Origin of the sequence: Anaerotruncus sp. AF02-27, from assembly GCF_003465835.1 — a bacterium.
Classification (GTDB): domain Bacteria; phylum Bacillota; class Clostridia; order Oscillospirales; family Ruminococcaceae; genus Anaerotruncus; species Anaerotruncus rubiinfantis.
This window is the reverse complement of record NZ_QSBX01000004.1, coordinates 69,029-94,467: the sequence shown is the minus strand read 5'-3', so window position 1 is coordinate 94,467 and position 25,439 is coordinate 69,029. Positions and strand designations below refer to the sequence as shown.

Annotated in this window: 21 protein-coding genes; 17 read left to right on the top strand and 4 right to left on the bottom strand. The window is 57.0% G+C overall.

The genetic code is table 11. The annotated features are described in order from the left end of the window. Window positions 1-181: 181 nt before the first annotated feature. The 11 genes from DWV16_RS05390 (at window position 182) to DWV16_RS05340 (ending at window position 12,854) form a co-directional block, all read left to right on the top strand. A complete protein-coding gene (locus DWV16_RS05390) occupies window positions 182-1,021 on the top strand; it encodes a 3-hydroxyacyl-CoA dehydrogenase family protein (protein ID WP_066452828.1) in 840 nt (279 codons plus the stop codon). 61 nt (window positions 1,022-1,082) lie between these two features. After that, on the top strand, window positions 1,083-1,919 hold the full coding sequence (locus DWV16_RS05385) for an N-acyl homoserine lactonase family protein (protein ID WP_118478069.1): 837 nt from the start codon (window positions 1,083-1,085) through the stop codon (window positions 1,917-1,919). Window positions 1,920-2,082: 163 nt separating this feature from the next. After that, entirely contained in the window at window positions 2,083-2,619 is a 537-nt protein-coding gene (locus DWV16_RS05380; protein WP_066452832.1) for a TRAP transporter small permease subunit, read from the top strand. Beyond that, on the top strand, window positions 2,616-3,956 hold the full coding sequence (locus DWV16_RS05375) for a TRAP transporter large permease (RefSeq protein ID WP_066452833.1): 1,341 nt from the start codon (window positions 2,616-2,618) through the stop codon (window positions 3,954-3,956). Before DWV16_RS05380 ends, DWV16_RS05375 begins: the two co-directional genes overlap by 4 nt. Window positions 3,957-4,025: 69 nt before the next feature. Next, on the top strand, window positions 4,026-5,180 hold the full coding sequence (locus DWV16_RS05370) for a C4-dicarboxylate TRAP transporter substrate-binding protein (protein WP_158572787.1): 1,155 nt from the start codon (window positions 4,026-4,028) through the stop codon (window positions 5,178-5,180). Between the two features lie 105 nt (window positions 5,181-5,285). Then, window positions 5,286-6,074, top strand: coding sequence for an SDR family NAD(P)-dependent oxidoreductase (locus tag DWV16_RS05365; RefSeq protein WP_158572786.1), 789 nt, complete (start codon window positions 5,286-5,288; stop codon window positions 6,072-6,074). A 14-nt stretch (window positions 6,075-6,088) separates the two neighbouring features. Further along, window positions 6,089-6,952 carry a sugar phosphate isomerase/epimerase gene (locus tag DWV16_RS05360; RefSeq protein ID WP_066452838.1) on the top strand — a complete coding sequence of 288 codons (864 nt, stop codon included), beginning with the start codon at window positions 6,089-6,091 and terminating at the stop codon, window positions 6,950-6,952. Between the two features lie 33 nt (window positions 6,953-6,985). Beyond that, the gene (locus tag DWV16_RS05355) at window positions 6,986-8,620 is read left to right on the top strand and encodes a class I adenylate-forming enzyme family protein (RefSeq protein ID WP_118478063.1); all 1,635 of its coding nucleotides are present in this window, start codon (window positions 6,986-6,988) and stop codon (window positions 8,618-8,620) included. Further along, complete coding sequence (locus tag DWV16_RS05350; protein WP_118478061.1) at window positions 8,614-10,200, top strand: acyl CoA:acetate/3-ketoacid CoA transferase; 1,587 nt, start codon at window positions 8,614-8,616, stop codon at window positions 10,198-10,200. Before DWV16_RS05355 ends, DWV16_RS05350 begins: the two co-directional genes overlap by 7 nt. A 19-nt stretch (window positions 10,201-10,219) precedes the next feature. Then, a complete protein-coding gene (locus DWV16_RS05345) occupies window positions 10,220-11,401 on the top strand; it encodes a thiolase family protein (protein WP_118478059.1) in 1,182 nt (393 codons plus the stop codon). A 268-nt stretch (window positions 11,402-11,669) separates the two neighbouring features. Further along, window positions 11,670-12,854: a PLP-dependent aminotransferase family protein gene (locus DWV16_RS05340; protein ID WP_066452845.1), complete on the top strand. Its 1,185-nt coding sequence runs from the start codon at window positions 11,670-11,672 to the stop codon at window positions 12,852-12,854. Between the two features lie 143 nt (window positions 12,855-12,997). Here the strand turns inward: DWV16_RS05340 and cysK are convergent, their stop codons facing one another. The 3 genes from cysK to DWV16_RS05325 form a co-directional block, all read right to left on the bottom strand. Further along, the gene (gene cysK / locus DWV16_RS05335; protein WP_118478057.1) at window positions 12,998-13,927 is read right to left on the bottom strand and encodes a cysteine synthase A; all 930 of its coding nucleotides are present in this window, start codon (window positions 13,925-13,927) and stop codon (window positions 12,998-13,000) included. 188 nt (window positions 13,928-14,115) lie between these two features. Continuing rightward, window positions 14,116-14,436, bottom strand: a complete 321-nt coding sequence (locus tag DWV16_RS05330) for a cupin domain-containing protein (protein ID WP_066452848.1) — start codon at window positions 14,434-14,436, stop codon at window positions 14,116-14,118. A 34-nt stretch (window positions 14,437-14,470) separates the two neighbouring features. Further along, window positions 14,471-15,652, bottom strand: a complete 1,182-nt coding sequence (locus DWV16_RS05325) for an iron-containing alcohol dehydrogenase (RefSeq protein ID WP_118478055.1) — start codon at window positions 15,650-15,652, stop codon at window positions 14,471-14,473. A gap of 248 nt (window positions 15,653-15,900) precedes the next feature. Between DWV16_RS05325 and pyrB the strand changes: the two genes are divergently transcribed. The 3 genes from pyrB to DWV16_RS05310 are packed head-to-tail and all read left to right on the top strand — an operon-like array spanning window position 15,901 to window position 17,762. Further along, window positions 15,901-16,812, top strand: a complete 912-nt coding sequence (gene pyrB, locus DWV16_RS05320; RefSeq protein WP_118478053.1) for an aspartate carbamoyltransferase — start codon at window positions 15,901-15,903, stop codon at window positions 16,810-16,812. Between the two features lie 14 nt (window positions 16,813-16,826). Next, window positions 16,827-17,255, top strand: coding sequence for an aspartate carbamoyltransferase regulatory subunit (locus DWV16_RS05315; protein ID WP_066452854.1), 429 nt, complete (start codon window positions 16,827-16,829; stop codon window positions 17,253-17,255). Between the two features lie 30 nt (window positions 17,256-17,285). Continuing rightward, a complete protein-coding gene (locus DWV16_RS05310) occupies window positions 17,286-17,762 on the top strand; it encodes a peptidylprolyl isomerase (protein ID WP_066452857.1) in 477 nt (158 codons plus the stop codon). Between the two features lie 71 nt (window positions 17,763-17,833). On the opposite strand, the gene ypeB is transcribed toward DWV16_RS05310, so the two are convergent. Next, window positions 17,834-19,183, bottom strand: a complete 1,350-nt coding sequence (gene ypeB / locus DWV16_RS05305) for a germination protein YpeB (RefSeq protein ID WP_118478051.1) — start codon at window positions 19,181-19,183, stop codon at window positions 17,834-17,836. Between the two features lie 184 nt (window positions 19,184-19,367). Here ypeB and DWV16_RS05300 point away from each other — a divergent pair, with 184 nt between their 5' ends. Genes DWV16_RS05300 through srtB form a run of 3 tightly spaced genes read left to right on the top strand, consistent with a single transcriptional unit; the run spans window position 19,368 to window position 25,287 of the window. After that, entirely contained in the window at window positions 19,368-20,510 is a 1,143-nt protein-coding gene (locus tag DWV16_RS05300; protein WP_242863530.1) for a cysteine desulfurase family protein, read from the top strand. 43 nt (window positions 20,511-20,553) lie between these two features. Then, complete coding sequence (gene thiI, locus DWV16_RS05295; RefSeq protein ID WP_118478049.1) at window positions 20,554-21,723, top strand: tRNA uracil 4-sulfurtransferase ThiI; 1,170 nt, start codon at window positions 20,554-20,556, stop codon at window positions 21,721-21,723. A gap of 33 nt (window positions 21,724-21,756) precedes the next feature. Continuing rightward, window positions 21,757-25,287, top strand: coding sequence for a class B sortase (srtB, locus tag DWV16_RS05290; protein WP_118478047.1), 3,531 nt, complete (start codon window positions 21,757-21,759; stop codon window positions 25,285-25,287). Window positions 25,288-25,439 lie beyond the last annotated feature (152 nt).

Genomic DNA, 25,439 nt, shown 5'->3' with positions numbered 1-25,439 from the left:
TAATATAAAAATTTTTACATTAATATTTAATTTGATTATTTAAAAAGTATTGAAATTACTAAACACAGGTAGTATGATTCAATTACAAGAGAAATATTTCTAAATATATTTCGTTTATCAGAGAAATGGATTACGAAACAATATGAAACAAATCAGAAAAACAAGGAAAGAAGGAGCCAGCATGAAAATTGGAGTTGTCGGGGCTGGGATGATGGGCTGCGGAATTGCGGAGACCGCTGCGCAGGCCGGCTTCACGGTAATCAATGTGGACACCTTTTCGTCCGCCTTGGAAAATGCGCAAAAATGTGTGCAAAAGGATATGGAAAAGCTGGTCGCCAAAGGCAAACACACCCGCGGGGAAGCCGACGCGGTGATCGCGCGAATTGCCTATGGCACAGATATGCGGATGCTGGCTGATTGCGATGCGGTGATCGAGGCCGTCCCGGAAAATCTGGAGCTCAAAGCGTCGATCTTCGCGCAGCTTGACGCGATTGTAAAGCCGGAGGCATTTCTGGCGAGCAACACCTCCGCCATCGCCATTTCGGCGCTCAGCGCCAAAATGACAAATCCGGCGCGCTGCGTGGGTATGCACTTTTTCTGTCCGGCGCCGGTCATGAAGCTGGTGGAGATCGTGGACGGCCTCTATACCGCGCCGGAGACCACCGGGCGCGCCGTCGAACTCGCAAAGGCGCTTGGCAAGACGCCCGCCAAAGCACCGGAGATGCCGGGCTTCCTGGTAAACCGAATGCTTGTTCCAATGCAAAACGAAGCCGCTTTCCTTGTCATGGAGGGGGCCGATCCGAAGGATGTTGACACGGCGATGAAGCTTGGCGCGAATTTTCCGATGGGTCCGCTGGAGCTCACCGATTTTGTCGGTGTGGACATCATGTACAACACGATGCTCACCCTTTATGAAAGCTTCCACGACAGCAAATACCGCCCCTGTCCGCTGCTTGCGAACATGATCGCGGCGGGAAGGCTCGGGCGCAAATCCGGCCGTGGATTTTATGAGTATGGATGACGGAACCTGGGCTGGAAAGGCCTGAAAATATAATCATCAAGGAATAAGGAGAGAAAACTGTATGGCAAAAAAGATTATCGGCGCGGGCAAATGGAAAGCAAAAGTCCTTTTCTGCGGGGATCATTCCACCTATAAGGCGAACCTCACGATCGAACACGATCCGGACCTCTATATCAAGCTGCCGTATCTCGCCTTCCTGCTCACAGACGGCGAGATGAACGTCCTCATCGACAACGGCATGAACGACCGCTTCATCATCGACGGCAAAGCCTGGGCGAACTGCCCGTGCAATTCCGGCGCGCAGTATTTCCTCGATTCGCTTGCGAAAGAGGGCCTCAAGCCGGACGACATCGACCTGATCCTCTACACCCACCTGCACAACGATCATGCCGGCAACTGTAATTTTTTCCCCAAGACCAAATCGATCGCGCAGTATGACGAGTGGCAGAACCTGCTTGATCCGAACTTTTCGGAACGCCGCAGAAGAGACTATGACCTGGATGTCATCCCCTACCTGCGCAACAACCCGAACTTCTATAAGATTGACGGCGACGCGGAGATTCTCGAAGGAATCAAGCTGATCAAAACCCCGGGACACACCCGCGGCAGCCAGTGCATCGTGGCCAACACCGTGAACGGCGTGCGTATCTTTGTGGGCGACCAGTTCCATATGGGATGCAGCTTTTATCCGTGGCTTGAGGAGATGCCGGATGTCGACGGCGTGTCGCATAAGATCACGGCGGAACACGAATGGCCGACCATCCCCTCCAGCCTGATTTACGACTACCCGTCCTATTATAAGAGTGTGGAAAAGGTCCGTGCGTATGTCCCGGACATCACCGACACCCAGTATGTCATGTGCGGGCATGACCCCGCCCTGCTTTTCAGAGAGATTTAAGCTCCTTTCTGTCCCCTCCGGCGTTCCGGAAGGCCGTCCGCCGGAGGGCCCCTGGTTTTAAAGGGTTCCATCCCATTCGGTTTCCCTGCCGAAAAATCCAGCAGCTGGTCGTCGTGACGAAATCGAAACGGCGGTTCGATGCGAAAGAAAGGAGATATGCAGATTGATCCGGAAGTTCGACGCTTTTATGAATAAGCTGGCGTCTTGGTCCAGCTTCATTGGGGCAATCTGGATTTTTATTATTATGATATTCATCTGTGTCGATGTCAGCGGGAGGCTGTTTTTGCACCGCCCGATCATCGGCACGCCGGAAATTGTCCAGAATTCGCTGGCCGCCATCGCTTTCCTGATGCTGCCCTGGGCGACCCATCTCGGACAGCATGTCCGCTCCACCATGATCAAGGATAAACTCCCGGAAAGGGGCGGCTATATCATAGAGATCTTCGCTTTCCTGATAGGCGCGCTCCTGTTTGCCTTCATCGTCTATGCGAGCTGGGAACCAATGGTCTTCGCAACGCAGATCAAGGACTTCCAGGGCGAAGGCCTGCGTGTCCCAATTTATCCCGTCTGGTGGGTGATCGTTTTCGGCGCGGTGCAGAGCTGCTATCAGTGTATTTCCAAAATCGTCCGCGCGGTGCTCCTGTTCAAAGGGAAGAAAGGCGTGGAGGACCTCAATGAGGAAGGAGGCATCCAGATATGAGCGCAATCACGGTTGCAGTCCTTTCGATCTTCGCGCTGCTGGTATTGGTTCTTTCGGGTGTGCATATCGGCTTTTCGCTGGCTGCTATGAGCTTTGTCGGCATCTGGATGATGACGGCGAACCATGTCACCGCGTTTTCCATTCTGGCGACCACCTCGTTTGAGGCGATCCGCGACTATTCCTTCGCGGTCATCCCCTTGTTTGTCCTGATGGGCTGCTTTATGAGCCGGTCGGGCGTGGCGCGGGATTTATTCGATGCGGCGAACTATTTTCTCAAGAAGCTGCCAGGCGGCATGGGCATCGCCACGGTTATTTCGAACGCGGTCTTTGCGGCCGTGACCGGCGTGAGCGTCGCGTCCGCTGCGGTTTTCAGCCGCATCTGTTTGCCGGAGATGGACCGCTTCCACTATAAGAAAAATTTTGCGCTGGGCGCGGTGGCGGGAAGCTCGGTGCTCGGGATGCTCATCCCGCCGAGCCTTCTGATGATCGTCTACGGTATGCTCAGTGAGACCTCGATCGGAAAATTGTTCGTGGCGGGCGTCGTCCCGGGGCTGGTGCTCGCGGGAATCTACTGTATCGGTATCATCATCATGGTCACCCGACGCCCGGAGCTTGCTGGACAGCGGCGCAACGAACATGGTAAAATCATGCCGGTGAAGGTCGATTCGGACAAGAATGAAAGCTTCCTGAAGGTCTTTTTCCGCGCACTGCCAATCTTTGGCGTGGTGGTGCTGGTGCTCGGCGGCATCTGGGGCGGGCTTTTCACCCCGACCGAAGCGAGCGCGGTAGGCGCGCTGGCTTGCTGCATCCTGAGCATCTGCAAGGGGATGCGGCTGCAGGAACTCAAAAGCGTTCTGCTCGAATCGGTCGGCACGACCGCTTCGATCCTATTTTTGCTCATCACCGCGCAGATGTATTCCCGGATGCTGGCGGTGAGCGGCATCACCGTCCTTTTGGGCAATGCCATCGTAAATTCCGGCCTCACTTCCGGGTGGGTGCTGCTGATTGTCTGCCTTGTGCTGATCGCGCTGGGCTGCGTGCTCGATTCCACCTCGATTTTGCTGCTCACCGTGCCGCTGATCCTGCCGATCGCGGACGCGTTTGGATGGGACCGCATCTGGCTCGGGATCGTGATGATTATCGTGGTCGAGATGGGGCTTCTGACCCCTCCGTTCGGCATGGTGGTATTCTCGATGAAGGCGACGGTCGACGACGACAGCGTTTCGGTCGAGAGCATTTTCCGCGGGGCAATGCCGTTTTTATTCATGATGGTGATTGCGGTGCTGCTCGTCATCTTTTTCCCATCGCTTGCCACCTGGCTTCCCAGCCTGCAATAGAAGCCTGTACGTTCTGAGACCGGCCTGACGGCGGGTTTGCCGCAGGCCAACATGAAATGGAGGAGCAAAATGAAAGGCATCAAGAATATCGTCAGCATCCTGTTGGTTATCTGCATCGCAATGGGCCTGCTTGCCGGATGCGGCGGCAGCGCCGCTCCAAGCGCGGCGGCTCCGGCATCCTCCGCAACAGCCTCCGGCGCTGCTTCCGCGCCCTCGGCCGACCGGCAGAAGATCACTTTAAAGATCGGCGGCGGCCATCCGTCAAACACAATGGCCTATACCGCGGTCTGTCAGGATTTTTTCCAGTCGGAAATTTCCCGGCGCTGCGCGGAGGAAACCAACTACGACATCGAATGGATCGAAGCCTACGGCGGGACCATCGCGAAGCTCGCGGAATGCCTGACCGCCTGCCAGCAGGGCCTGCTCGATGTCATGTGCAGTTCCTACTCCTTTGACAACAAGAAGCTGTTCCTTATGAACATGCCATATTATATCCCGTTCTCCTCTCCGGACCCGGTGACCGTAACCCAGGCCGCCCGCAAAACGGTCGACCAGTTCCCGGAAATCTATGAAAATCTTTGGAGCACCTACAACCAGAAATTTCTGGCGTTCGGCCCGACCGGCCGCTACGAGCTCATCACCAACTTCCCGGTCAATTCCCTCAGCGACCTGAGTGGGCATAAAATCGCGGCGGCGGGCGCGACCCTGCCGTGGCTGGACGCGGGCAACTCGATCCCAGTGCAGTCGAACCTCAACGAGGCGTATACCTCGATCCAGACCGGCGTTTATGAAGGCTGGGTCATGTGGCCGGATTCCTCCTATCGCTACAAGCTGCACGAGGTTGCGCCATATTACACCTTTGTGGGCTTTGGCGCAATGCCGATTCAGGGTATCTCGATCAACCTGGATGTTTGGAACAAGCTTGACCCGTCGGTTCAGAAGATCTTTACAGAAGTAGCCGCCGAGTATGAGGTCAAGTCCGCGGAAACCGCGAAACAGTGGGATGAAGAGGCAACCGAGGAAATGAAAGCCGCTGGCGTTACGGTCACCGACCTGCCCGCGGCGGATGTCGAAAAATGGATTGAAAGCCTGCCCAACATCCCGCAGGAAAAGGCGGATGAAGCGACCCAGATGGGTTATCCGGGCGTGGAGATCTTCAACGCCTATATCGCCGCGCAGAAGGAACTGGGCTATACCTACCCGCGCGAGTGGGTTATCGAGTAATCCCGCAGTGAATTGGGCGGTCTGGAAGCGGGCAAACACCCGCTTCCAGATCGTTTCGCCGCATCTGTAAGGATGCGGATAAATGCGAATAAAGGAGGCGGCGCAATGAGCGTCTATGGAACCAGCGAAACAATTTTCAGCGTCAGGGGGAGGAAAGCGCTTGTGACCGGTGGCACCAAAGGGCTGGGCAGGGAGATGGTGACCTGCCTTTTGGAAAATGGGTGTGATGTGTTTGCCGTGAGCCGGCACGTGGACGGGAACGATGATTTGAAGACGCTTGCAGAGGAAAACGGCTGCAAGATCCATTTTTACGCATGCGATGTGACCGTGACCGAAAAGGTTGTGGAAATGGCAGCAAAGGCCGTCCAAACCATGGGACGGATCGATATTCTCATCAATTCAGCCGGAATCAACATCATCAAATTCCTCACTGAAATGGATGACGAATCCTGGGACAAAGTCCTCAATCTCAACCTGCGCTCGGTCTTTATCGTCACCCGCGAGGTGGCCAAGGTGATGAAAGCGCAGAAATACGGCAGGATCATCAACCTCTCCTCAATGAAAAGTGTCTTTGGGACCTCTGAGCAGGGATATACCGCCTACTGTGCGTCCAAGGGCGCCATCAATATGCTTACCAAGCAGATCGCCTGCGAATTGGCGGCGGACAACATCACCGTCAACGCGATCGCCCCCACCTTTATCCGCACTGCCATCAACGCGCACCAGCTTGACAATCCGGATTTCCGAAAAGCGCTTGAAGCGCGCATCCCGGTCGGCAGGGTGGGGCAGTTTAAGGATTTGATGGGACTGCTTTTGCTGTTCGCATCCGACGCGTCCGAATTTATCACCGGGCAGACGGTGCTGCTCGACGGCGGGATTGCAGCCAGGCAGTAGGAAGGGGATTTGAGATGAAAAAGATGAAACAGATCGTACACACCTGGATGTTCGGGGATTCCCCGCTCGAAGAGAATACCGCCAGCCTTGCGCGCGTTGGCGCGGATGGCGCGGATCTGAGCATCACCTATGAAGGCAGGCACACCACCGAACAAGCGCTCCGAAAGCTGGATATCCAGCGGATCATGGCGGACAGCGGCCTTAAAGTGATGGCGGTGACCCCGCTGTATATGCATCCGGATCTGGAGCTCTGTCATCCGGATGAAAGAGTCCGGCAGATTGCGATTGATTTTTCCAAAGCGGGCGCGGACATCGCCGCGCAGGCGGGCTGCGACCGTATGCTCATTTCCCCGAGCTGGATCTCGGTGCGCCATCAATATTACCGCTGCTATGAGGACGACTGGAAGCAGGCGGTGGATTCGCTGCGCATAATCGCGGAATACGCGGGAAAGCAGGGCGTTTCGCTGATGATCGAACCGATCAACCGCTATCGGGTCAGCCTGGTACATACGGTGGAGGAGGGCCTGCGGATGATGCGCGAGGTGGATATGCCCAAGGTTGGTCTGGTGCCGGATATTTTCCATATGAACATGGAGGAGCCGCTCCCGCTCGCGCAGACCCTGAGAGAAGCGAATGGGCATCTGCTCTGTCTGCATATCGGGGACAACAACCGGAAAACTCCGGGCGGCGGCTACCTCGACTGGAAGCCCATCCTCCAGGCAATTTCCGATATGGACATGGAGATTCCACTCTCCCATGAGCCGGTATTTCTCTATTTCAGCGAGCAGAAGGTTGCGCAGGACCAGTCCTGCCGCAAATTCTTCGAGGATCACCTCGCAAACGGAATCCGTCATCTGAACGCCGTTATGGAGGCGTAAAAATTCCGCTTCAGCTTCAAGGAGGGGAGCCGTATGGCCTCGTGGGGAAAAAACTGGCCCGAAGAGATGGAAAAAGACCTTGCCGCGCGGGAAATTGGCGGCAGGCAGGTTGTCACCTTCCCGGGCCTGCCGCCGAGCATCTATCATGCGCTGTCCGCGTCCGCCGCGCGGAATCCGGACAAAACCGCGCTTGTGGACAACTGGGGCAGACCGTACTCCTATGCCATGCTGCTCCGCTTGACCAACCAGTTTGCGGGGCTGCTGCACCACAACTTTGGCGTTCGTAAGGGCGACCATATCGGGCTGATGCTCTATAATTCGGTGGAATTTTGTATCAGCTTCCTGGCGCTTTGCAAAATCGGGGCGGTCACCGTGCCGCTGCCGAGCAAATATAAGCAGCCCGAAGTGCTTTCCCTGGCGGAAAAGGCAGACGTCTGCGGCGTCATCTGTGACGCGGACTTCTACAACTGGTTTTTGCCATGCCTGGAGCAGGGGGTCTGGCTCATAAAATCCACGGAAGGCGCCCGGGGTTATGGATTCGCCTCTCTGTTCCCGGAGGAAGCCGCCTCGGTCAAAGCTGCCGGGGAACCTGCCGACCCGGTCATCCTGATGTTCACCTCCGGCACAACCTCCCGCAGCAAGGGCGCGCTTTTGCGCAACTATAATCTTATGCATGCAGTGGAAGCCTACCGCCGGACATTGAGGATCAGCGAAGAGGACCGGACGATGATCTCGGTCCCGATTTACCATATCACCGGTATGTCGGCGCTTTTAAGCCTGTTTCTTTATGTGGGCGGCACCATCTATCTGCAAAAAAAGGTGGACGGCCCCCGGATGCTCGCCTGTATCCGGGAAAATGAGATCACCTTTCTGCATGTTTCGCCCACCGTGCTTTACCTGCTGCTCGACTGTCAGGAACGTTTTCCGCATATCCCCAGTCTGCGCAAGATCGCCTGCGGCAGCAGCAACACGCCGCCGGAAATTATCCGCCGGTACCATTCCTGGATGCCGCTCATGGAGTTTCACACCGTTTACGGGCTCACCGAAACCACCTCGCCCGCCACCGTCTTTCCCTATGACGCGGCGCTCAGCCCCCACATCGGTTCGGATGGTTGGCCGATCCCCGGGCTTGAATGCATCATCGTGGATGAGAATGGGCAAGAGCTGCAGCAGGGGGCGGTGGGAGAGGTTGCGCTCAGAGGCGCCGTGATCCTGGAAAGCTATTATCACATGGAAAGCGGCGCGTTTTTGCCGGGCGGCTGGTTTCGTACCGGCGACCTTGGGTATTTCGACCCGCAGGGCTACCTGTTTATCGTCGACCGCAAAAAGGATATGATCAACCGCGGCGGCGAAAAGATCTGCAGCTTCGATGTGGAAAATGAACTGTATGCGCTGCCGGGCGTGGCGGAAGCCGCCGTAGTGGGCGTCCCGGACGAAAAATACGGGGAAATTCCGGCCGCCGCCGTGCGGCTGCAAAAGGGCGCGGAACTTACGGAAGCGGAAATTCGCGCGGCACTGGCAAAACGGCTGGCGAAATACCAGATCCCGCAGCGTTTCCTGTTCTTATCCGAGATTCCCAAAACCCCGAACACAAAGACGGACAAAAAGGCCATCCGCCTCCTGTTCACCGAACTCCCTAAGCAATTGACGGAGGATTATATATGTTAAAAACGACTTTTATCACCGCACAGCAGGCGGCCGGCATGATCCCGGATGAAAAGACGGTCTGCACCATCGGCATGACGCTGGTCAGCGCGAGCGAAAGCATCCTCAAGGCGCTGGAAACCCGTTTTTTGACGTCCGGCCATCCTGCAAACCTGACTTTGCTGCATTCCTGCGGGCAGAGCGACCGCGACCGGGGCATCCAGCATTTCGCGCACGAGGGGTTTATCAAGCGGATCATCGGTTCCCACTGGGGGCTGCAGCCGCGCTGGATGGATATGATCGCGCAGAACAAGGTGGAGGCCTACTGCCTGCCGCAGGGACAGATCGCGCAGCTCTACCGTTCGATGGCATGTGGCCTTCCTGGCAAGCTCTCGAAGGTCGGGCTCGGCACCTTTATTGACCCGCGCCTCGAGGGCGGCAAGATGAACGACCGTACCAAATCTCTGCCGGACATCGTGGACGTGGTGGAGCTCAAGGGCGAGGAATATATGCTCTATAACGCTGTCCCGCTCGACTACTGCATCATTCGCGGCACCGTCTGCGACGAGATGGGCAACCTCACCACCGACGACGAAGCGATGAAGCTGGAGGTGCTTCCGGCGGTGCTGGCGACAAAGCGGTTCGGCGGCAAGGTGATCGCGCAGGTGCGCGAGGTCGCCCAGACCGGCACCCTCAACCCCAAGAACGTCACGGTGCCCGGTGTGTTTATCGACGCGGTCGTCGTCTGCGAGAATCCCTTCGAGGACCACCGGCAGACCTCCTCCTGGTACTTTGATCCCTCCTACTGCGGCAAACTGCGCACCCCACGGGGCAGCATGGAGCCGGTGCCGTTTAACGAGCGCAAATTTATCGCGCGCCGCGCCACGATGGAGATCTGCCGCGGCAACGTCATCAACCTCGGCACCGGAATCCCCAACGACATGGTCGGCAAGGTCTGCAACGAGGAAGGGGTGGCGGACGACATCATGATCACCGTTGAGTCGGGCATTTACGGCGGTGTGCAGGCCGGCGGGATCGACTTCGGCATCGGCAAAAACCTCTATGCGATGATCGCCCACCACGAGCAGTTCGATTACTATAACGGGGCGGGCGTGGACGTGACCTTCATGGGCGCGGGCGAGCTCGACCAATGCGGGAATGTCAACGCTACCAAGATGGGACCGCGCTGTACCGGCGCCGGAGGCTTCATCGACATCACCCAGAACGCGAAGAAAGTGGTTTTCTGCGCGACCTTCACCGCTTCCGGCGCGAAATATGACTTTTCCGGCGGGAAGCTGCGGATTTTGCAGGAGGGCAAAGTGCGCAAGATGGTGAAGCAGGTGGCGCAGATCTCCTTCAACGGAAAGATCGCGCGCGAGAAGGGCCAGAAGGTGGTCTTTGTCACCGAACGATGTGTCTTCGAGCTGGTGCCAAACGGCGTGCTGCTCACTGAGATTGCGCCCGGCATCGATCTGCAAAAGGACATCCTGGCCAATATGGATTTCCAGCCGATCATCAGCAAAAATCTCAAAACCATGGAAGCTTCCCTTTTTAACCGGGATGGCCTTTTCGGCCTGCGCGAAATGATGCTTGGGAAAGCTTAGAAAGATAGGAGGCAGCCTTATGAACCAGAAGATTGTACTTGTGAGCGGATGCCGCACGGCGGTCGGGGAATTCCTCGGCGGGCTTTCCACCGTGAACCAGATCGACCTGGGCGGCATTGTGGTGAAGGAAGCGGTGAAGCGCGCGGGGATTGATCCGGCAATTGTGGATGAAGTGATTGTCGGGAATGTCGGCCAGATCGCGGAGAGCGGATTTATCGGCCGCGCGGTCATGCTGAAAGCGGGTCTGCCAAAAGAAACGACCGCTTACAGCGTCAACCGGCAGTGCGGCAGCGGCATGCAGGCGATTGTTGACGGCATGCTCGAGATTCTGACCGGCAACGCGGAGGTGGTCGTGGCCTGTGGGACTGAAAACATGTCGCAGGCGCCCTATTATATCAAAAATGCCCGCACAGGGCTGCGCATGGGCCATCAGCAGCTGGAGGACGGCCTCATCGACCTGCTGACCTGGCCGCTTGGTCCATACCACAATGGCATGACCGCCGAAGCGGTCGCGGAGAAATTTGGCGTCACCCGCGAGATGCAGGACCGGTTCGCGCTGGAGAGCCAGAACAAAATGATCGCCGCGATGGATGCGGGCAAATTCAAAGAGGAGATTGTCCCGGTGCAGGTGAAACAGAAAAAAGAAACGCTGACAATCGACACTGACGAGCATCCGCGCCGCGGGCTTACGCTTGAGAAGCTCGCACGGCTGCGTCCAGCTTTCAAGGAAGGCGGATCGGTCACGGCGGCGAATTCCTCGGGTATCAATGACGGCGCGGCTGCCGTGGTGATGATGACCGAAGAAAAAGCAAGGGCGCTCGGCTGCAGGCCGCTGATGGAATTCGTTGGATACGCGGTAGCGGGATATGAGGACATCCTCATGGGTTACGCCCCATATTTTTCGACCCGAAAGCTGCTCAAAAAGCTGGATATGAACCTTGATGAGATCGACCTGGTCGAGCTCAATGAAGCGTTTGCCTCTCAAAGCGTTGCGGTGATCCGGGATCTCGGGCTTAACCCGGCAAAAGTGAACGTCAACGGCGGGGCGATCGCCATGGGCCATCCGGTCGGCGCGACCGGATGCATCCTCCCGGTCAAAATGATGTATGAGATGAAGCGCACCGGCGCGAAAACCGGCCTCATTACCATGTGCATTGGCGGTGGGCAGGGCATCTCCGCTATCTTCCGAAACCTTCAATAAGCCTTTTCTTCATCACTTTCCATAAACCGCGGGGGCGGGCCGGGAAATTTACTCCCCGGCCCGCCCCCGCGGCTCAGCGTGAAAGGTTTGCGTCAGAATCGCTTTTTCACCGGCAATTGAACCATATGGTCATTTTTTTCCATCATCCGCTCAAATAAGGCGTATTATATAGGGATAAAGAAGGCGGTAGAAAGAGGTATCGACAGAACTTCGACAAATCGTCTTGAAAAAGACTTTTATACGCAGAAACAGGAAGGGGTAAAATTTTATGCACACAAAGTTTGCGAAACGTGTCGGTCAGATCAAGTCCTCGGAAATACGGGAGATCTTGAAGGTAACAGAGCGGCCGGAGGTCATCTCGTTTGCCGGGGGGCTTCCCGCCCCGGAACTGTTTCCAGTTGAGGAAATGAGAGCAGCCTGTGACGCCGTTTTGAAAGAGTCCGGCGAGCAGGCGCTCCAGTACGGCATCACCCAGGGAAAACCTGCGCTGCGGCAGTGGATTGCCGAACGCATGAACGGCAAAGGCATCAAAACCGACGCGGACGGCGTGATGGTCCTCACCGGCTCCCAGCAGGGGCTTGACCTGACCGGTAAGGTCTTTATCGATGAAGGAGACGTCATCCTCACCGAAAGCCCGACCTACCTGGCGGCAATCAATGCGTTCAAGGCATATTCCCCGCGCTTCGTCTCGGCCGAGATGGATGAGGAAGGCATGATCATGGAAAGCCTGGAGGAAGTGCTGAAAAAAGAACCGGTCAAGCTGATCTACACCGTTTCGGACTTCCAGAACCCGACCGGCCGGACTATGAGCCTGGAAAGAAGAAAGAAGATTGTGGAACTGGCCAACCGTTACAATGTGATCATTGTGGAGGATAACCCGTACGGCGAGCTGCGTTTTGCAGGAGAAGCGGTCCCGCCGATCAAATCTTTTGACACCGAGGGCCGTGTGATCTATCTGAGCACCTTCTCCAAGATTTTCGCTCCCGGCCTGCGGCTTGGATGGCTCTGCGCCAGCCCGGAAATCCTGCAGAAATATATTGTCTTTAAAGAAGGTTCCGATCTGCATACCGACACCTTCTCCCAGATGATCGCCGCCCGGTACCTGCAGGACTTTGATATCGAAAAGCACATCGAGGAAATCCGCAAGGTCTATGGCTCCCGCCGCAACCTGATGCTCAAAACGATGGAAGAAACCTTCCCGGAAGGTGTGAAATTCACCCATCCGGAAGGCGGCCTGTTCCTTTGGGTGGAGATGCCGGAAGGCATCAATTCCCGGGATGTCTTTGCCGAGTGCATGAAGGAAGACATCGCGTTTGTTCCCGGCGAGCCGTTCTTTACCAACGGCAAAGGCCAGAACACCTTCCGTCTCAATTTCTCCAACATGCCGGAAGAACGGATCGTCGAAGGCATCACCAAGATGGGAAAGGTTCTGACCCGTGTGATCAAGGGCTGATTTTGGCCTTTAAGAACGTATTTTGCCGTGCCGTATCCAGATGGATGCGGCACGGTGTTTTTGTCTCCCGCATCGGGCACACAACCTAAACGAGCCCCGCCGCCCGAAAATTTCCCGGGCGGCGGGGCTCGTTTTGAGGTCCTTTATTCTTCAAAAAGGGGCGTGCTGAAATACCGTTCGGCGGTGTCGGGCAGGATGGTGACCACCGTTTTGCCCGGGCCGAGCTTTTCGGCCAGCCTCAGCGCCGCAGCCACATTGGTGCCGCTTGAAATGCCGCACATCAGGCCCTCCAGCCTTGCGAGATTGCGCGCGGTTTCGATTGCCTCACCGTCGGTGACGATGTAAATGTCGTCATAAATTGCCTGGTTGAGATTATCCGGGATGAGCCCGTCGCCGATGCCCATCTGCAGATGGGTGCCGATGTTGCCGCCCGCGAGGATTGCGGCGTTTTCCGGTTCGACTGCCCAGATGGTCATAAGGGGATTTTCCGCTTTGAGCACCTCCCCGATGCCGGAGATGGTTCCGCCGGTGCCCACGCCGGAGCAGAAGCCGTCGATGGGGCCGTCCACATCCGCGAGGATTTCGAGCGCGGTCTGCTGTTTATGTACCATCGGGTTGGCGGGATTTGTGAACTGCTGCGGGACATAGACCCGCGGATCTTCCCGCGCCATACGCAGAGCGGTATTAAGGCACTCCTCAATGCAGGCGCCGATATCGCCGTCGTCATGGATAAGAACCACTTCAGCGCCATAATGCCGCACCAGCTTGCGGCGTTCCTCGCTCACTGAATCCGGCATAATGATGATGGTATGGTAGCCCTTCACCGCGCCGATGAGCGCGAGCCCGATGCCCTGGTTGCCGCTGGTCGGCTCGACGATGATGGTTTCCGGGCCGATAAGCCCCTTTTGTTCCGCATCGGAGATCATATTGAACGCGGTGCGCGTTTTGATTGACCCGCCGACATTGAGTCCTTCATATTTGACGAGCACCCGCGCCATCTGCGGCCCGGCCATGCGGGAAAGCTGGATGATGGGCGTGCGGCCCATCGCATCAAGTACATTTTGATAGATCACTGCATTATTACCGCCTTACCTTGCAAAATCATTATCAGAACACAATAATACATTATATACCGAAAACCGAATTTGGGAAAGCGGTCTTTTGAAAAAAACAAAAGGTTTTTCCAATGGTTTTGGAGGATAAACAAAAACGGGCTGCCCGGATATTTTCCGGACAGCCCGCAAAGAGCTTGCGACTGCGCTTACAGGAAATCCTTGCGCACCGGCGTGAACACGTCGAGCAGCACCGCGTCGGTGACCGGGTAGGCGTTATGCAGCGCGTCCGACGGGACAACGATGCTGTCGCCCTCCTCCAGCACAAACAGATCCTCGCCGATCGAGTATTCGACCCGGCCCTTCTTGACATAGCTGACCTGATTGTGGGGATGGCTGTGAGGCGCGGTTTTTATCCCCGCTTTGAAGGTGAACTCCACCAGCATAATGTCGTCGTCATAGGCAAGAACCCGCCGCTCCTGGCCGGGCTGCAGTTCCACCGCCTTGACGTCCTGATAATGTACGGCCATATAGAATCCTCCTGAATGAAAAAATTGATTTGTTTTAGTGGTTTGCCGCCTGGTAGACGGCAAGAATGCCATTGTAATCGAGCTTGCGGAAAGACCCGATGGTGCGCTTGCCGAAGAAGGTGCATTTGACGCTCAGCTCGTCGAGCTCCTCGCTGGTGAGCGTCCGCCCAACCAGTTCCCCGATACAGGTCGGCATGCCGAGCGAAGCGAAGAACTGCACGGTGCGCGCGATACCCTCCAGCGCTGCCGTATTGTCGTCCATTTCGGTTACGCCCCAGACATTGCGCGCGTAACGGGCAAAACGGGAGGGATTGTCTTTATAAACATGGTGTGCCCAAGCTCCCCACATGGCGGCCAGAGTGGCGCCGTGCGCCTTGCCGAACATGGAGGAAAGCTCGTGGCCAAGCTGATGGGTGGCCCAGTCGCCCGCGTTGCCGAGCCCGGTGAGATGGTTGTGGGAGATGCTGCCTGCCCACATCATTTCGGAAGCCGCCTGGTAATCCTGCGGGTTTTCGAGCTGGAGCGGTCCAAAATGGATGGCTGTGCGCAGGAGCCCTTCGGCGATCTGGTCGGTCAGCTCGTTGCCGGTGATGGGGGAGAAATAGCGTTCCAGCGTATGCATGACAATGTCGGTGGCGCCGCAGGCGATCTGGAACGCTGGGAGCGTATAGAGCAGCTCCGGATTCATGAAAGCGACGACCGGACGGTTGAGTTCGGTATTGAGGCCGCGCTTGAGCATACCGTCCTCATTGGTGATCACCATGCTGGTGCTCATTTCACTGCCGGCCGCGGCGATGGTCAGGACCGAACCGACCGGCAGATGTTTTTGTGGGACAGCTTTCTGTTCAAAAAAATCCCACGGGTCGACCTCCGGCGCGGGCGCGGCCAGCGCGATTGCCTTGGACGAGTCGATGACGCTGCCGCCGCCGACCGCGAGGATGAAATCGACCTGTTCCTCACAGCAGAGCGCTGCCCCGGTGCGCACAAGGCTGAGCACCGGGTTGGGCTGGACGCCGCCGAGCTCAGTGAACGCGATTTCTGCTTCGGAAAGGGAATCCTTGACCCGGCCGAGCAGCCCGGAACGGATTACGCTGCCGCCGCCGTAATGGAGCAGGACCTTTTTTGCCCCGCGTTTTTTGAGATCCGCGCCGACCTTGCTTTCCGCGCCTTTTCCAAAGTGCACGCAGGTGGGGGAATAAAACTCAAATGCCTGCATAAACATTCCTCCTGTATCTTGCGTCCAGCACCGGTTTTGCGCACCGGGCCGGCGTTATTTTTTACCAATTTGACAATAGCACGCCAGGGGCTTTCTGTCAAGAAAACCGTGCGGCGAAAAGGCGCGGCGGATTGCCGCAAAATAATTTTGAACAAGCCGTAAAACCGGCGCAAATGCTCTTGCGTGCGCGGCTGGGTTGTAGTAAACTAGGTTAGAATATAAACCGGAAAGACGGAGGAGGGCTCTGATTGAAACATCTGATCGAACCGAAGGACCTCACCGACCAGGAAGTGGACGGCATTCTCGACCTGGCCGACCGGATCATTGCGGATCCGAAAACCTATGCCCACAAATGTGACGGCAAAAAGCTCGCCACGCTGTTTTATGAGCCGAGCACCCGTACCCGCCTGAGTTTTGAAGCGGCCATGCTCGAACTTGGGGGGAGTGTCCTCGGCTTCTCGTCGGCGGATTCCTCATCGGCCGCGAAGGGTGAAAGCGTGGCTGACACCATCCGCACCGTCCAGTGCTATGCTGACATCGTCGCTATGCGCCATCCGAAAGAGGGCTCCGCGAAGGTTGCTTCGCTGCACGCGGATATCCCGGTCATCAATGCGGGCGACGGAGGCCACCAGCATCCCACCCAGACGCTCACCGACCTGCTTACGATACGCAGGCTCAAGGGAAGGCTCGACAACTTCACAATCGGGCTCTGCGGCGACCTCAAATTTGGACGCACGGTGCATTCGCTTATCCGCATGCTGCTGCGTTATCCGAATATTTCCTTTGTGCTGATCAGCCCGAATGAACTGCGGGTGCCGGACTACCTGCGCGAGGAGCTCGAAGCCAAACAGGCAAAATTTAAGGAGGTCGAGCGGCTCGAGGAGATCATCGGCGAACTGGATATCCTATATATGACCCGTGTCCAGCGGGAACGCTTCTTCAACGAGGAGGATTATGTCCGCCTGCGTGACAGCTATATCCTCGACATGGACAAGATGAAGATGGCAAAGGACGATATGATCGTGCTGCATCCGCTGCCGCGCGTCAATGAGATTTCGGTCGAAGTGGACAGCGACCCGCGCGCCTGCTATTTCAAACAGGCCCTCTGCGGCAAGTATGTCCGGATGGCGCTGATGCTCAAGATGCTTGGGCTCGACTAGGAAAGGGGTTTCATATGAACGTAGACAGCATTAAACGCGGCTTGGTCATCGACCACATCAAGGCCGGCAAAAGCATGGATATCTATAAGTTCCTGGAGCTGGACAAGCTCGACTGCAGCGTCGCGATCATTAAGAACGCCCGCAGCAAAAAGACCGGCAAAAAGGATATTATCAAGATCGAGGACAACATCGACATCGATCTTGACGTGCTCGGTTTTATCGATCCGGATATCACCGTCAACATCATCGACGATGGCCGCATCATTGAAAAGAAGAAGTTAACCCTGCCCGTTGAGGTCACAAACGTCGTGAAATGCAAGAATCCCCGCTGCATCACCTCGATCGAGCAGGAGCTGCCGCAGGTGTTCCGGCGGGTGACGGGCGGCTCCAAAGCGGTTTACCGTTGCATCTACTGCGAGCAGGAATACGACCCGCACAAATAAAACTTACAAAAGAAAGAGTGGAGATTTCTCATGGTAACGATCCAGATGGAAAACGGAAAAGAGATCAAGATCGAGCTTTATCCCAACGTCGCGCCGGTCACGGTAGAGAATTTCAAAAAGCTGGTACAGGAAGGCTTCTATGACGGGCTGATCTTTCACCGGGTCATCTCCGGCTTTATGATCCAGGGCGGCTGCCCGGAAGGCACCGGCATGGGCGGCCCGGGCTACCAGATCAAAGGCGAATTTGCCCAAAACGGCGTCAAAAATGACCTCAAGCACACCCGCGGCGTGATCTCGATGGCGCGTTCAGCGCGTCCGGATTCGGCGGGCAGCCAGTTCTTCATCATGCATGCGGACGCTCCGCATCTTGACGGGCAGTACGCTGCGTTCGGCAAGGTGGTAGAAGGCATGGACGTGGTGGATGAGATCGCCGCTGTGCCGGTCGATTACAGCGACCGGCCGCGCACTGAACAGAAGATGGCCAAGGTCACCTACACGGAAGATTAACCACAGTCTCTCAAAACCAGAAGAGAAGGAAGGCCGCCGGCTTTTGCCGGCGGCCTTCCTTGAATTTCACATTATTTCGTAAGCGTGCCGTAGGGCGTTTCGAGCAGGAGCAGGATCTGCTCTTCCGCGCCGTTTTGCGCGTTCACATAGATGAGCAGTTTTTCGCCGTCCGGCGCGGTGGTGAGAAATTCGTAGGTGAGCACCTCTCCCTTGCCGCTTGTGGGGATGAGCGCGAGCCGGTTTGACAGTACGGCGAGGTCGGGGTTTACCGACGCCTGTGCCTGCTCCGCCGTGAGGGCGGGCGGTGTGATGGCGCGGTCATAATGGTTATTGATATAACCGCGCGCGTCGAAAAAGACGGTCCCGCCGTCGTCAAGGGCGATGCCAACCTTGACAAGATCGGTGTAAAGGGTGATGTCACCGTTCATCGCGGCGTAATTGATCGTGCAGACGCCGTCGATGGTCTCGTAGTAGGTTGCCCGCAGATTCTGAAGACCCATGCGTTCGAGGTAACGCCCGGCGTTTTCAAAAATGGAAGCTTTGTTGATACGTTCCTCATTCACATCGCGGGAGTTGACCATGTAGGCGGTAAGTCCGCCTGCCTTTGTCACAGCGGCGTTGATGCTCCCTTTTTGGAAAGTATAACAGGGCATATTGGAATTTTCATCATCCGCGCGGGTCAGATCGCCGGGGTTGACCATGGCGGCGCGGGCGGCAATTTGCAGGGCCTGTTCAGGCGTGACCGCAGCCAGGCCGCGCGTGAGCTTCGGCCGCTGGGTCAGCAGATGGTCGGAGAACGGACCGTCATAAATGAGGGTGGGATAACCGGTCATCGTCTGTTCGATATCCTCAAAGCCGGCGGAGAGACTGCGCGGCATGGTGCCCTCGGTGCCGTCCCCCTGGCTGGTGCGCATGGCCGAAACTTCAATCGCGCCGTCGCGCACCCGCTGCTGGAGGATATCGATATATTCGGTCAGGCTGAGCGCATACCGGCGCAGCGCCTGTGCGTTTTCCTTTTCTTCCTCGCTGAGCGTCCCGCCGGAAGCCACCTTTTTCGAGAGCGCCATCGCATAATCCCCCACCTGAGAGAGGAATTTATAGGTGGCGTCCATATGCAGGTCGCTGACAGGCAGGGTGGAAAGGGCGGATTTTGCGCCGCCGCTCTCCCGCCAGATGCGCGCGGACATCTGTGCGAGCTGGCCGCCGGTGCCAATATACTGCCCCTTGTCCAGATCGGTGGAGATATTCGTCAGATAACTTGACAGTTCTCCAAGCGAACGTTCATAGGTGTTTTCGAGCTGACCGCGGTAGTCGGCCGCTGCGGCGTTTTGCTGCCAGGCAACGCCGCCAAGGGTGAGCATCCCAGCAGTGGTATAGCTGATGACGCGCACCAATACGCGCCGTTCAATAAAGAGTTCCATAGGGCACCTCCGGATAAAATTCCTGCAATTCGATGGAAACTGTTATACGTAAAGTTATTTTGTGAATAAATATTGAAAATATTATGATCCATATGGGCATTTGGTTGAAAAGAACGGCGAATTCATGTATAATATAACAGATAATGGGTTGATATGACCTTCGCCGATGGGGGAACGATCAAAAATGGAACAGAAAATGGCATATCTTGACAATGCCGCGACCACGCGCGTCTGCCAGGCTGCCGCTGAAGCCGCAGCGCGGATGATGCGGGAGTGCTTTGGCAACCCGTCCTCGCTGCACGCTTTGGGTGTTGCCTCTGCGCGTGAACTTATGAAATCGCGGGAAGCGGCTGCGGCGCTTTTGGGCTGTCAGGAGGAATGTGTGGTTTTCACCTCCGGAGGCAGCGAATCGAATAACCTCGCCATTTTCGGTGCGTCGCAGGCAAAAATCCGCCGCGGCAAAAAGATCGTAACCACCGCCGCCGAACATTCTTCGGTCGCGGCGGCGATGAAACGGCTTTCAGAGACCGGTTTTCAGGTGACTTATGTCGCGCCGGATGCGTCGGGCTGTGTCGATCCGCAGGCAATCGCGGACGCGGTGGACTCGGAAACGACCCTCGTGAGCATGATGCTTGTGAACAACGAGACCGGCGCGATTTTCCCGGTGCAGGAGACGGCGCAGCTGATCCGCCGCAAAAATCCCGAAACACTCATCCATTGCGACGGGGTGCAGGCATTTGGCAAGCTGCCGCTTCGGGTGAGCCGGATGGATGTCGATCTGATGAGTGTGAGCGGGCATAAAATTTGCGGCCCCAAGGGTTCCGGCGCGCTCTATGTGCGGCGCGGCGCGCGGATACTGCCGCTCATCTACGGCGGCGGTCAAGAGCGGGGGCTTCGCTCCGGCACCGAAAGCCTGCCGATGATCGCGGCTTTCGGCGCGGCCTGTGCGGAGCTTTCCGGCAAGGTTCCGGAAAATCTGAAACGGGTGCAGGCGCTAAGCGGCATGCTGCGGGAGAAGCTCGCCGCCATCGAGGGCGTGCGGATCAATTCGCCCGAAGATGCGTCGCCCTACATCCTCAACATTTCGGTGCCCGGCTATCGGTCGGAGACGATGCTGCATTTTCTTGAGAGCCGCGGCGTCTATGTTTCGAGCGGCTCGGCCTGTTCAAAGGGCGCGGCCAGCCCGGTGCTTGAGGCGATGGGGCTTTCACCCCGCCTGATCGACAGCGCGCTGCGCGTCAGCATGATCTACGACACCACCCAGGAGGAGCTTCTCCAGCTCGTGCAGGGACTGCGGGAAGGCATCTCTTCGGTCGCGCACCGATGAACAAGAAAATACACAGATTGAAAATAGATTGGTTGGGAAAGAAATGAAAGAACTCATCCTGCTCAAATGCGGCGAGCTGGCCCTCAAAGGCCTCAACCGCCACACCTTCGAGGACGCGCTCATCAAAAACTGCCGCAGACGGCTGGAAAGCCTGGGAAAATTCCGCATCTACAAGGCGCAGTCGACCATCTACGTCGAACCGCAGGCGGACAATATCGACCTGGATGAGGCGGTTGACCGCCTGCAAAAGGTGTTTGGCGTGGCGGCGCTGACCCGGGCGGGAATCGTCCCGAAGGATTTTCCACAGATCCGCGCGTTTGCGGTGGAATATCTCCGGCGGGAGCTCTCGCAGGCGCGCACCTTCAAGGTGGAGGCCAAGCGTTCGGATAAGGCGTTCCCGATGAAGTCGCCGGAGATCTGTATGGAAACCGGCGCTGCGCTGCTTGAAGCGTATCCGCACCTGAAGGTGGATGTGCACCATCCGGATGTGACTGTCTACGTTGAAATCCGCGAGGTGGCCGCCTATGTCCACGTCGACCAGCTGCCCGGCGCGGGCGGTCTGCCGGTTGGAACAAGCGGCTCAGCCGCGTTGCTCATCTCGGGCGGCATCGACAGCCCGGTGGCGGGATACATGATGGCCAAACGGGGCCTGCGGCTGATCGCGGTGCACTTCGTCAGTCCGCCGTACACCAGCGAACACGCGCTCGAAAAGGTAAAAACCCTTTGTAGAAAGCTGACTCCTTGGTGCGGACGGATCAGCCTGTTTGTTGTACCGTTTACCGAAATGCAGGAGGCGATCCGCGACCGCTGCCCAGAGGAATATTTCACGATCATCATGCGCCGCTGCATGATGAAAATTGCGGAGCGGATCGCGCTGGAAAACGGTTGCGAAGCGCTCATCACCGGCGAAAGCGTCGCGCAGGTCGCGTCCCAGACGGTGCAGGCGATCGCCTGTACCGATATTGCCTGTCAAATGCCGGTTTTACGGCCGGCCATCGGCATGGACAAGGACGAAATCGTGAGGATCGCGTATAAGATTGACACCTTTGACACCTCGATTCTTCCGTATGAGGACTGCTGTACCGTATTCACCCCGAAGCATCCAAAAACCAAACCGCGTCTGGAACAGGTGCTCCAGGCGGAAGAACACCTGGAACTTGACACGCTCCTGCAGAAATGCATCGACGGCACAGAATCGGAAATGATCGGCTGATGACCCGAAGCCGGATACAAGGAGGTGGGGTATTTGATCGCTGAGATCATCGGCGTGGGCGCGGGCCTGGCGGCGCCCGGCATGCTCGACGAAAATACCCGCTTGATCGCCCGGGAACTGGAAGCGTGTGAAATCCGCGTCAACCATTCGGTTCCGGTGGGCGTGAACGTCCCGCAGCTGCGGCGCGCGATTGCGCAGGCGCTCGGGCGCAGTGACGTTGTGATACTTTTGGGCGGGCTTTCGGCCGGTGCGGACGGGATCACCAAGGAGACCGTCTGCGAGGGTTTGGGCAAACGCCTTGTTTTACATGAGGACAGCCTGCGGCGTATCCGCGAGGCCTATCAGCGCGCCGGGCGGCAGATGCCGCAGCAGGTGGCGCGGCTTGCAATGCTGCCCGAACAGAGCGTGGTGTTCCCGGGTGTGCGGGGCATCACGCCCGGCTGCGCGCTTTCCGCGGGCAGCCAGTATATCATTATGATCCCCGACACGCCAAAGGAATTTGTTCCGATGCTGCAGAACAGCGTTATCCCGTATCTGGCGCGTTTTTCGGAGGCGGCGGTCGTCACCCGGACGGTCAACGTCTTTGGACTGGATGAAACGTCCGCGGCGGAGAAACTTGGGGAGCTTTTGCGGTCGGAAAACCCTGCGGTGACGATCCACCAGAACAAAGGCGAGCTGTTGGTGCGGATCACCGCGCGCGGAAAAAATAAGCGCGAAGCCACGGCTGTCAGTATGCCAATGCTTCAGAAGGTGGTAAATTTCCTGGGCGAAGCGGCTTACGGAACCGACCAGAAAAATCTGCAGAGCGCGGTGGCAAACCTGCTTTTGGAAAGCCGCATGCGCGTGTCCGCGGGGGAATCGGGAACAGGCGGGCTGCTGGCCGACTGGTTCACGGCGCTTTCGGGCGCGGAAGGAATTTTGCGTTTCGGCGTTTCAGCGAATACCGGAAAGCTCAAAGAAGAATCGCTGCACGTCCCGAAAAAACTCCTCAGGAAATTTGGTCCGGTCAGTGCGCAGACCGCAGCGGCAATGGCCGCGGGCGCGATGCAGGAGGGCCAGTCGGAGCTGGGGGTGGGGATTACAGCCGGCGTGGGTGAGGAACCCAAAAAGACCGGGCTCATCTATGTGGCGGTCTGCGACCGGGAGAATGTCTGGGTCCAAAAGCTTGATCTGCCGAAAAAATCCGAGCCGGATTATATCCGGTATATGGCCTGCATGGCGGCGCTCGACCTCTTGCGGCGGTACATAATGGCGCTGCCTGGAAGGATGGAAGGCGCGTCCAGCCGTAAAGCGGCCGCGGCGGGAAAACTCGCGGCAGTTTTGGAACGGGAATCGGGAGACGGCCAGAAAAAGCGCAAAAATGGGAAAAAACGCCCGTGGTATGCAAAGATATTCCCGGTAAAAGGGGACGACGGAGCAGAGATTGTGCGCAAGCTGATCCTGCTTCTCGCAGTGGCAATTTTTCTCACATCGATTGGGTATCTCGGGAATTTCCAACTCCAGTCGAAGCGCAACAAATCTCTGCAGAGCGACCTGGAAACGATGTATGTGGAGGGTATGAGCGAACAGGACGCGACCGAACTGGAGATCCCCGACAATTATCCGGAAGGCTACCAGAAAAAATTTGCAAATCTTTATAAGCTCAATGAGGACGTTGCGGGCTGGCTCAAAATTCCCGGTACCAACGTGAGTTATCCGGTCGTGCAGTATGAGGACAATGATTACTACATGCGCCGGGACTTTAACCGCAAGCCGAGCAAATACGGCGTCCCGTGGCTCGAAGCGGCGGACGAGATGAACCCGCAGAGCGCGAACTATGTCATTTACGGCCACAATATGACCGACGGGCAGATGTTCGGGGAGCTTATGAACTATAAAGGCCAGAACGGCCTTACCTTCCTGCAGGAGCATCCGATCGTAGAGTTCGACGATGTCTACCGCGACAATACCTATAAGATTTTCTCGGTCTTTATCACCAATGCAAAGTCGCAGTACGGGGAAGTATTCTATTATAATGAAGCAACCGATTTTGCGGATGACGCGGCATTTACCGCATTTGTGCAGGAGGTCAAAGACCGCTCCTACTACGATTCCAATGTGGATGTGCAGCCCGGTGACCATCTGATCACCCTGTCGACCTGTTCGTATGAATTCGGCCCGGTTTCCGATGACGCGCACGTGCGCACCGTCATTGTGGCCCGCAAGGTGCGCCCGGGTGAAAAGGACGATGGCAGCGATGTCTCTTATCAGTGGAACCCGGACTATAAACTTCCACCGGGCTTTGTAACAGGCGGCACGGCGGCGGTGCAGGCCGCCGCGCCCGCGAGCATGCCAGCATCGGCGTCATCGACTCCGGCATCGTCCGCGCCGGTGACGGTGAATACCCAGACCGCCGCCGCACAGGCGGAAGCTGCGAGCAAGGCGGCGTCCGACGCGGCGGCCAGCAAAGCGGCAGCGGAGGCCGCGAGTAAGGCGGCGTCTGACGCGGCGGCCAGTAAAGCGGCAGCGGAGGCCGCGAGCAAAGCGGCGTCCGACGCGGCGGCCAGTAAAGCGGCAGCGGAGGCTGCGAGTAAGGCGGCATCCGACGCGGCAGCCAGCAAAGCGGCAGCGGAGGCGGCGCAAGCGAGCCGGCAGGCCGCCGAGGAAGCAAGCCGGAAAGCTTCTGAGCAGGCGGAGTCCAGCCGTATCGCCTCTGAAGAAGCGGAAGCAAGCCGCCAGGCTGCGGAAGAAGCGGCTCGCGCGGAAGAAGAGGAGGATGACGAAGATGAGGACATCCGGACTTCCGGCAGCGGCAGTGACAAGCTGACCATCGTTTCGGGCGGCAGGAAAGTGAGCGGCAGGGCGGACGATATTGTGGCCAAGGTCGTCATGAACGAAATGGGGACAGGCTTCAATGATGAGGCGCTCAAAGCGCAGGCGGTCGCGGCTTACACTTTTATCAAGCAGCAGAACGCCAGCGGCATCACCCCGGCGCTCGGGACAAAAAAACCATCCAGCCAGGTGCAAAACGCCGTGGATGAGGTGATCGGGGAAGCGGTCTACTATAAGAACAACCTCGCGTTCACTCCGTTTTATGCGACCAGCGCAGGGGTGACGATCTCGTCGAAGGACGTGTGGGGCGGCAGCTACGCTTACCTGGTGCCGGTAGACAGCGAAATTGACGAGCAGGCCCGCAACTATGAATATACCGTCACAATGACGGCGGATAAGGTGGCCGACCGGGTGGAGGATGTGCTGGGGGTGGACCTGTGGGACTTCAGTGACGACCCGGACGACTGGTTTGATATCCGCAGTTATACCGAAGGCGACCGTTACGTCAAGGAAATCAAGGTCGGAAAAAAGACAACCACCGGACGGGTGGTGCGTGAGCAGGTGCTTGGCCTGCGTTCAGCCGCGTTCGAGATTGATTACAGTGACAGCACGGAAAAGTTCACCTTTACGACCTATGGTTACGGCCACGGCGTGGGAATGAGCCAGACCGGCGCAAATCTTTATGCCAATGAGGAGGGCTGGGATTACGAGGAAATCCTGACCCATTATTATCCCGGCTGTAAGGTGAAATAAAAAGATGAAAAGAAGGCGGGGCAGCGGCCCCGCCTTCTTTTGTGCGCTTTTGGTGATGCGGATATTGCAGGGCAACAAAAAATGAATTTTCTAGAAATTTCCCCTCCACAAGGAAGGAAAGATGTGCTATAATTATAAACTGATGTTAGCAA